Source organism: Vibrio sp. YT-18, assembly GCF_033337345.1.
GTDB lineage: Bacteria > Pseudomonadota > Gammaproteobacteria > Enterobacterales > Vibrionaceae > Vibrio > Vibrio alginolyticus.
Genome location: NZ_JAWOQO010000315.1, coordinates 1 through 1,006, shown reverse-complemented (window position 1 = coordinate 1,006; position 1,006 = coordinate 1). Strand labels below are relative to the sequence as shown.

The following is a 1,006-nucleotide window of genomic DNA, read 5'->3' as shown; positions in this document are numbered from 1 at the left end:
TTAAAAGAAAACCCATTTAAATACTTGACCTTAATTTAATCCCAACAAATTGACTAAGCGATTAGTCTGATAAAAAGAAAACGATATAAGTGCTCCGTATAGAAATAGAATTGTGCTTATGTTCAGGAGTCAGTTGTGAAAATTGCAATGCTAAGTACTGGTGAGGAAGTGCTTCACGGAGATATTGTTGATACTAACGCGGCGTGGCTGTCGAGTTTGTTTTATCAGCATGGGTTTGGTTTAACCAAACGATCCACTGTGGGAGACAAGCAGTCGAGCTTAATCGAAGAGTTTTTAATGCTGAGCTTCAACAATGACGTAGTCATTGTTAACGGTGGATTGGGGCCAACGACCGACGACATGAGCGCCGCAGCGGCAGCGAAAGCGGCTGAGTGCAAACTGGTATTGTTTAAAGAATGGCTAGAGCAACTGGAGAGCATGTATGCTCGACGTGGCATTCCTATGCCTGATAGCAATTTAAAACAAGCCATGCTACCTGAAACCGCAGAAATTTTAGACAATCCTATTGGCACGGCATGTGGCTTTAAAATGCTGATCAATGACGCGATTTTTTATTTTACTCCTGGTGTACCAAGCGAATTCAAATTGATGGCAGAAACACAAATTTTGCCTGATCTTCGAAGAGTATTTCCTGATGTAAAAGGTTCATGCTGTAGTCGAATCTACACTTTTGGTCTTTCTGAATCTGGGATCTCGGATAAGTTGGATCAGTTAAAACTGCCACAAGGATATGAGCTTGGGTATCGCTCTTATCTGCCTTTTATTGAAGTGAAGCTGTTTGGCCCGGCAGATCAGCTTTAACAACGTTTGAAGCTGATGCAGTTGATCAACAAGCACCTCGAAAGCAATACGGTTAGCATCGACCTTCCGATGGTTGAGCATGTAGGACAACTGCTGGCGGATAAAGATCTCACGCTTTCTGTGTCTGAAAAAAGCAGTGCTGGATATTTAACCTACTGGTTAAACAGTGATGAAAATGCAGAAA

1 pseudogene is annotated in these 1,006 nt (G+C 42.0%); it reads left to right on the top strand.

The window, feature by feature from the left end:
* Nucleotides 1–135 precede the first annotated feature (135 nt).
* Nucleotides 136–1,006: pseudogene (locus R7M72_RS26250) on the top strand (molybdopterin-binding protein); the annotation flags it as partial.